This is a genomic window from Microcystis sp. LEGE 00066 (assembly GCF_015207925.1).
In the GTDB taxonomy this organism is placed as follows: Bacteria; Cyanobacteriota; Cyanobacteriia; order Cyanobacteriales; family Microcystaceae; genus Microcystis; species Microcystis ichthyoblabe_A.
On sequence record NZ_JADEVX010000035.1, the window covers coordinates 23,269 to 30,537 of the forward strand.

The following is a 7,269-nucleotide window of genomic DNA, read 5'->3' on the forward strand; positions in this document are numbered from 1 at the left end:
GCCTAACCGTGTTTAATTTTCTGCCCATTCTCCGAGAAGCGATCGCCCGTTGGTGGTCCGAATTCACCCTCCAAACTAAATTAATGGCTGCGGCTACTTTAGCCGTTTCTTTGTTGATGAGTGGTTTAACCTTTTGGGCGGTTAACACGATCCAGCAGGATGTCCGTCTCAATGATACCCGTTTTGGCAGGGATTTAGGGCTGTTATTAGCCGCGAATGTCTCCCCCCTCATTGCTGAGGACAATTTAACCGATTTAGCCCGTTTTTCAGCCCGTTTTTATAGTAGTACCTCTAGTGTTCGTTATTTGATCTACGCTAACGAGGAGGGTGAAATATTTTTTGGCATTCCCTATTCTACCGCCGAAGTTAAAAATTCCCTGACGATCGAGCGTCACATTCAATTACCGGAAAATTATGGCGAAAATGGGGAAACTCCCCTCATCCGTCAGCATAAAACCCCCGACGGCGAAGTAACCGATGTCTTTGTTCCCTTGAATCATGAAGGCAAATATTTGGGAGTATTGGCGATCGGGATCAATCCTAACGCTATTGTGGTGGCTTCTTCTAATCTAACCCGGGATGTTACTATTGCCGTTTTTGTCTCGATTTGGGCCATGGTGATTCTCGGAGCAGTTTTTAATGCTTTAACTATCACCAAACCGATCAAGGAGTTATTAGTCGGGGTCAAAAATATTGCAGCGGGAAATTTTAAGCAGCGCATTGATTTACCCCTGGGAGGAGAGTTAGGAGAATTAATTCTCAGTTTTAATGAAATGGCGGAAAAGTTAGAAAGATACGACGAACAAAATATCGAAGAAATGACCGCCGAAAAAGCCAAGCTAGACACGTTAATGTCCACTATTGCTGATGGAGCAATTCTCTTAGACACTAATTTTCAATTGTTATTAATCAATCCCGCAGCTCGGGAAATATTTGGCTGGGAAGATCAGGAAATTATCGGTAAAAATGTTCTACATCTTTTTCCTTCGGAGTTAACGGTTAAACTAACTAAACCTCTCTATCAAATTGCGGCGGGAGAAACCCTCCAACCAGAAGAATCGGCTAATCAAAATCATCATCCTAAAAATGCTGTTATTGATCAGGAAAATAATAACTATTCCCCAGCAGAATTTAGATTATCTTTAACTAACCCGAAACCCTGCACAATTCGCATTTTGTTAACTCAGGTATTCGATCAGTATCGGGAGAATGTCCGGGGAATTGCTATGACGCTACAGGATATTACCAGAGAAACAGAATTAAATGAGGCAAAAAGTCAATTTATCAGCAATGTTTCCCATGAGTTAAGAACCCCTTTATTTAACATCAAATCTTTTATTGAAACCCTGACAGAATTTGGTGAGGATCTCAGCGATACAGAAAAAAGAGAGTTTTTAGAAACCGCTAATCATGAAACCGATCGCTTAACTCGTTTGGTTAATGATGTTCTCGATCTTTCTCGGTTAGAATCCTCGCGTAACTATAACTTAGATGCGCTCGATATCGGACAATTAATCGAACAAACCCTGAGGACTTATCAACTCAATGCTAGGGATAAAGGACTAGAATTAAGCTCGGACATTGAAGCCAATTTACTGCCAATTTTAGGTCATTATGATCTACTCTTACAGGTATTAACTAATCTAGTCGGTAACTCCCTAAAATTTACTCCTGCTGGCGGTAAAGTGGTGATTCGTGCCTATAAAATCAGCAAAGATAATCCCCAAGAAACTCTCAAAATTCGCGTGGAAGTATCCGATACTGGTATTGGCATCGATGCCGAGGATCAAATTGCTATATTTGATCGCTTCTATCGGGTAGAAAATCGCGTTCATACCCTAGAAGGGACGGGATTAGGATTATCGATCGTCAAAAATATTATCGAAAAACACTATAGTCAAATTCATTTGATTAGTGAAGTGGGAATTGGCACAACTTTCTGGTTCGATCTAGATTCATATCAAGGCTCGATCGCCAGCAAAAAAATTAACGACGTGAGTTTATAAAAGCCAAAGTAATACTGCCCAAAATCATGGTTAATAATAGCAATAATCCCTTATTTCTGAGACACCAATTTTTAAAAACCCTAGGAAGAGGGAGAGGAGGAATTTTTTCGGCTATTATTTGGCTATTTTTGTATAAAGTGCAGCTGGTAGCGTAGGGACGTTGGGGAAAATTACAGCTATCATCGCCATGATACAGACAAGTCTCACATAAAAACTCGCCAGTGACAGCTTGATGTAGGGTCATGCCAGGATGACCATAAGCCTTTAAAATATTAGCACAGTAGGGACATTGTAAGGCTTGACTATCGACCTTGTGCTGACAACGAGGACAGGTAATCATGATCGCTAAATTTTCCCTTTGAGGATTGTCATTGCTAAGGTAGATCCCCCCGCCTATCGGCACCCCCCTTATCAAGGGCTATCCCTTATAGGTATCTTTCTTAACAATTTTTGCAGTCAGCACTCCAACCCTTATCCTGACTTGATTTCAGTTTTTTCTTTGTTTTGTAAGGGTGTCAACAAGGAATATTACAAATTGTTAACCGAGTCTTGAAAGCCTTGTGCTACAAAGGTTTGAAATGTTAAGAAAGATGTGACTAAAGGACAGAAGGGGGGCAGGGGGGATCGAACCCAAAATCTATCTTCAATTTGATTATAACCAGCTACTTAGCAAAATCCCCGGGCTTTTTCCGCTTATCTCACTAAATAGCTGCGCCATTGTGAGGCGACTTCTTCGAGTAAACGCCAAGTTTTCCCCTCGATCTGTCTTTGTAAATAAAGATCAAAATTGTTGTGTTGTTTGGTATCTTTTTGATGGGGCAATTGTAGAGTTAGATCGTAATCTCCCTGCAAGTGATAAGCGGGTAAATTGCCCACATAAATCGGTTCCAGACTGGTGACATTAATTTTACCAATTTTTACCGACGGCTGATCGATCTGTAAAGATTGACTAAGGCGATCGGATGTGTGACGAAATTGTAATAAAAGGGCTTTGGTGACGATTTCTCCGTCAGGAGCAAATTCCTGCGGGGGAGTGACACTACCACAAGCAGTCAGGAAGATAAGGAAAATACTGGTTAAAAAACTGAGAAAACGGCGCATAGAATGATATTTTGAAAAAGAATGGCAGCGAGTTAAGAAAGATTATGACTCAACCAAATGAGCGAGAGAATTTCAGCCAAGCAGAAACGGTGATCCGACTACAAGAGGCGATCGAGCAGTTAAATTTGATCGTTTCCCAACTTAACACGGGAACGGGGATAGTGTTACCCCCAAAAGTTGCTATTGATAATCTTCTTAACTCAACGCAACAGTTAGCCGCTGCTTTAAAACCAGACGAATTTGCAGGAGTTGAGCAAAGTTTAACCCCAGATTCTCCCATCGAAGCAGTCGAGGGAATCGACGATATTTTACCAGATTTCGAGCAGGTGGAAGGGTGGTGGACGGCAATTTTGAACAAAATTCGCCGACTTTTACCGGCAGGAATTAGCGAAAAAATTCCCGATTGGTTAATCACCGGCTTGTTAACAGGAAGTTTAGTCACTATCCTCTTAGTAGCCGTGATCAGTTTACCGAAAAATCCGGCGGAAATTGCCGAAAATATGCCCGAAGTTATCCCTAGTCTCCCACCAGCAGCCGGGGAAATTATCGAAACTCCCCCAGAATTAACCGCACCAGAGGCACCGATTCCCGTCCCGATTACTAAAGCAAAACCACGATTAACTCCCGAACAAAGTTTAGTCGCAGCTATTCAAGAGGAAATTACCGATTTAACTACTCGTTATCCCACCGGGATTATTGCTACCGTAGAAGCGGACTTTTTGGCTAGTCGTCTAGTAGTTATTTTGGGCGATAATTGGTATAGTCTGGAGGCATCACAACAGGATAAATTGGCTAATTCGGTTTTTCAACGTTGTCAAAGTCTCGATTTTCGCCGCTTGGAAATGAAGGATAATGAAGGAATTCTCCTCGCTAGAAGTCCCGTTGTCGGCGATCAAGTGGTGATTGTCAATCGCACTCAACCCACCGCTGCCATCTCCTCCGGTGAGTAGTTTTCAGCGCGGGGGGAGGTAGTTTCAAGGCAGCCTCAACAATTCTTGCCCACCAGTCCGCTTTTTTCCCTCGCTGGTTAGATATCTGAATATACACAAAGATTAGTGATCCCTGACTTAACAGTGCTATAATTGGCTAGGTAAAATTTTGTAACGATTCTTAATCTTGAACCTACCCGATAGTCAATGCTTCCCCCCGCCTGGGTGGGCCGCAGCAATTTTGGTGCGAGAAAAATTGCTCCGATCTAACCCAACTCCCTTAAAACTTTCTAGGGTCCCCCTAACCGCCAAAATTTTGCCCTAACTACCAAGAATTAAGAGACTTCAAACTATACCATGAACTCTGTTATTCGTCAACAGCGAGCGCTGATCACCGGAGCCAGTAGCGGCATCGGCAAAGAAACCGCCCTCGCTTTCGCCAAGGCGGGAATTAATCTGGTTTTAATCGGTCGCGATCAGCAAAAATTGGCAACCGTGGCGGCAATGGCGGCAGATTTAGGCGTATCAGCCCAAGCTTACCCCTTAGATTTGGCAGATATCCCGGAAGTAGCTCCTAATATCGCTAAAATCGCCCAAGAATCCGGACCGATCGATATCCTGATCAATAATGCTGGTATGGGTTACACAAACTCCTTGGCTGACACACCTTTGTCAGACTGGCAGCGGGTGATCGACCTGAATTTAACCAGTGTTTACCAGTGTGTGCAAGGAATTTTACCTGCCATGCGTCAACAGGGAGGAGGCACGATCATTAACGTTTCCTCGATCGCCGCCGATAATTTTTTTCCTGATTGGGGGGCCTATAGTGTCAGCAAAGCGGGATTAGTGGCATTTTCTCGCATTTTAGCGATCGAGGAGCGGGCTAACGCCATTCGCATCACGATTATCATCCCCGGGGCTGTCAATACTCCCATCTGGGACAGCGATAGCGTCAAAGCAGATTTCGATCGCTCGGCCATGTTAACCCCGGATATCATCGCTCAGGCCATTCTGCAAGCGGTGTTACTGCCCAAACAGGCCGTAGTGGAAACGATGACCATTATGCCCAGTGCGGGGGCATTATAACCCGAAATACTTCTATTTATCAATCAATTCGCCTACAGGCATCCTCATTATGACCATAGCTTCTTCTAACGGTTTAAACGGTAATCTAACCGACGCTATCCAGGCACGCGTGACCACTCGCCCCGATCGCAACACCCACAATGGCAAAACCGCCCAAATTCATCCGACTTGCGACGAAAACAAAGAACAGATGATGGATGCGGTCAGAAATATCCTGATCTCGGTGGGGGAAGATCCCGAAAGAGAAGGTTTATTAAAAACCCCCAAACGGGTGGCCGAAGCGATGCAGTTTCTCACCCAGGGCTATCAACAATCCCTAGAAACCCTCGTTAATGGTGCGATTTTCGATGAAGGTCATAATGAGATGGTATTAGTGCGCGATATTGACTTCTTTAGTCTCTGTGAACATCATATGTTACCCTTCATGGGGCGGGCCCACGTTGCCTATATTCCTAACCAAAAGGTGGTCGGATTAAGTAAATTGGCCCGCATTGTGGAAATGTATTCCCGTCGTTTACAGGTCCAAGAGCGCCTCACCCGTCAGATTGCCGAAGCGATTCAAGAAATTCTCGACCCCCAAGGGGTTGCGGTAGTCATGGAAGCAACCCATATGTGCATGGTGATGCGCGGGGTGCAGAAACCGGGATCTTGGACTGTCACCAGCGCCATGTTAGGAGTCTTCCAAGACGAGCAGAAAACCCGCGAGGAGTATCTTAACCTGATCCGTCATAAACCTAATTTCTTCTAGTCAGGGCAATGGGGAAATGGGGGAATTCAACTAAAACCCCAACACCCAAAACCTTCTAACTGATCACTGATCCCTGAATTTTTGCAGTCGCTCTAGCAAGAGGGCGACTTTTTTGAGATCTTTATCACCAGGCGATCGCTCAACGCCGCTAGACACATCAATACCCTGGGGGTGCAGCCTGGTTAAAGCTTCACCAATATTATCGGGGTTGAGTCCTCCGGCGAGAAACCAGGGCAAGGGGGGCGAAAAACTGGCTAATGCTTGCCAGTCTAAGCTATGTCCCGTACCGCCGAGTAATTGGGGATGGTAGGCATCTAAAAGTAAAGTATCGACGCTATTGAAGTAAATTGCCGACTTTTGCCAACTTTCTCTGTCTTTGATCCGCAAAGCCTTGATAATTTCCTGGTCGGGTAATAATTGCCGCAGCCTTTGGCAATATTCGGGAGATTCCTTACCATGTAACTGCACACTTGTCAAGGGGGTTTTAACAATTATTTGCTGAATAATTTCGGGTTGCTCGTCGGCAAAAACCCCGATAAAATCGATTTTGTCGGGTATTGCGGCGGTAATAGCGTGAATTTGCTCGATATTGACGTAACGAGGCGAACTCGGTACGAGGATAAAACCTAAGGCCGTAGCTCCTAAATTAGCGATCGCTTGTCCTTGGTCCGGTTGGGTAATGCCGCAAATTTTAATTCGCATTTAATCTTATTCACAAAACGTTACAAAAACTGTTAAGTATTCAAACAAAAAGCAGTTTCGGGTCAAGAGCTTTTTATAATGCCCTGTGATTAACAAAATCTTATCAAGACTGGAGCGCCAATGATCCCTTCCACCTTACTTTTAGCCACCGTTCAAACCATTCCCTGGAATTTATCCGTCGGCATTACCATGACCTTAGCTAACCTAGTAGCCTTCGTTATCGGTTATTTTGCCATCCAAAATACTGGGGCCGGCCCTGCTTTACCCTTACCGCAGTTAGCCTCGAAAAAAAGCTTCGGTCTGCCAGAATTATTGGCTACCATGAGTTTTGGCCATATTCTCGGTGCGGGACTGGTTCTCGGTCTTTCTAACGCCGGTATTCTCTAATCAGTAATCAGTGACCAGTAAACCTCAGAGAGAGGTGTAAGGAGCCAGTAGTCAGTAGTCAGGAGAACTAGGCATAAAGAGATTTTAGGCAACTTCATCCCTATTTTTCCCGTTTTTGAACTCTCAAAAGTTAATTAGGGCTTGCTGAATAAGTCTAAAAACCTTGTTGGGTAAGACTTTTAGCCCACATTCCGCACCCTCAACTGTCACAGATCAAAAAAGCCATTAAAGTAGTACATAATAACTAAAATTAATTCAAAGGTTAAAAGGGTTAATGAGAATATATAGCATTAAAAGGGGTATGGAGCGA

The 7,269-nt window shown here is 44.1% G+C and carries 8 protein-coding genes; 5 read left to right on the forward strand and 3 right to left on the reverse strand.

Going from position 1 to position 7,269, the window contains the following annotated elements:
• Nucleotides 1–8 precede the first annotated feature (8 nt).
• The gene (gene nblS, locus IQ224_RS07215; protein ID WP_002742002.1) at nucleotides 9–2,006 is read left to right on the forward strand and encodes a two-component system sensor histidine kinase NblS; all 1,998 of its coding nucleotides are present in this window, start codon (nucleotides 9–11) and stop codon (nucleotides 2,004–2,006) included.
• Here nblS and IQ224_RS07220 read toward each other — a convergent pair.
• Both IQ224_RS07220 and IQ224_RS07225 read right to left on the reverse strand, forming a co-directional pair.
• Nucleotides 1,987–2,346, reverse strand: a complete 360-nt coding sequence (locus tag IQ224_RS07220; RefSeq protein WP_002742007.1) for a hypothetical protein — start codon at nucleotides 2,344–2,346, stop codon at nucleotides 1,987–1,989. The genes nblS and IQ224_RS07220 overlap by 20 nt on opposite strands.
• A gap of 353 nt (nucleotides 2,347–2,699) precedes the next feature.
• Entirely contained in the window at nucleotides 2,700–3,107 is a 408-nt protein-coding gene (locus tag IQ224_RS07225; protein ID WP_194032766.1) for a hypothetical protein, read from the reverse strand.
• 44 nt (nucleotides 3,108–3,151) lie between these two features.
• Here IQ224_RS07225 and IQ224_RS07230 point away from each other — a divergent pair, with 44 nt between their 5' ends.
• The 3 genes from IQ224_RS07230 to folE all read left to right on the forward strand — a co-directional run bounded on the left by IQ224_RS07230 (nucleotide 3,152) and on the right by folE (nucleotide 5,870).
• Nucleotides 3,152–4,057: a hypothetical protein gene (locus tag IQ224_RS07230; RefSeq protein WP_194032767.1), complete on the forward strand. Its 906-nt coding sequence runs from the start codon at nucleotides 3,152–3,154 to the stop codon at nucleotides 4,055–4,057.
• A gap of 336 nt (nucleotides 4,058–4,393) precedes the next feature.
• Nucleotides 4,394–5,122 carry an SDR family oxidoreductase gene (locus tag IQ224_RS07235; protein ID WP_004156855.1) on the forward strand — a complete coding sequence of 243 codons (729 nt, stop codon included), beginning with the start codon at nucleotides 4,394–4,396 and terminating at the stop codon, nucleotides 5,120–5,122.
• A gap of 49 nt (nucleotides 5,123–5,171) precedes the next feature.
• Nucleotides 5,172–5,870: a GTP cyclohydrolase I FolE gene (gene folE, locus IQ224_RS07240; RefSeq protein WP_002751379.1), complete on the forward strand. Its 699-nt coding sequence runs from the start codon at nucleotides 5,172–5,174 to the stop codon at nucleotides 5,868–5,870.
• Nucleotides 5,871–5,933: 63 nt separating this feature from the next.
• Here folE and IQ224_RS07245 read toward each other — a convergent pair whose 3' ends face one another.
• Nucleotides 5,934–6,572 (reverse strand): phosphoribosylanthranilate isomerase, encoded by a 639-nt coding sequence (locus IQ224_RS07245; RefSeq protein WP_194032768.1) that lies wholly within the window; start codon nucleotides 6,570–6,572, stop codon nucleotides 5,934–5,936.
• A 120-nt stretch (nucleotides 6,573–6,692) separates the two neighbouring features.
• On the opposite strand from IQ224_RS07245, the gene psaK reads away from it, so the two are divergent.
• Nucleotides 6,693–6,959: a photosystem I reaction center subunit PsaK gene (gene psaK / locus IQ224_RS07250; protein WP_185238806.1), complete on the forward strand. Its 267-nt coding sequence runs from the start codon at nucleotides 6,693–6,695 to the stop codon at nucleotides 6,957–6,959.
• Nucleotides 6,960–7,269: the final 310 nt, after the last annotated feature.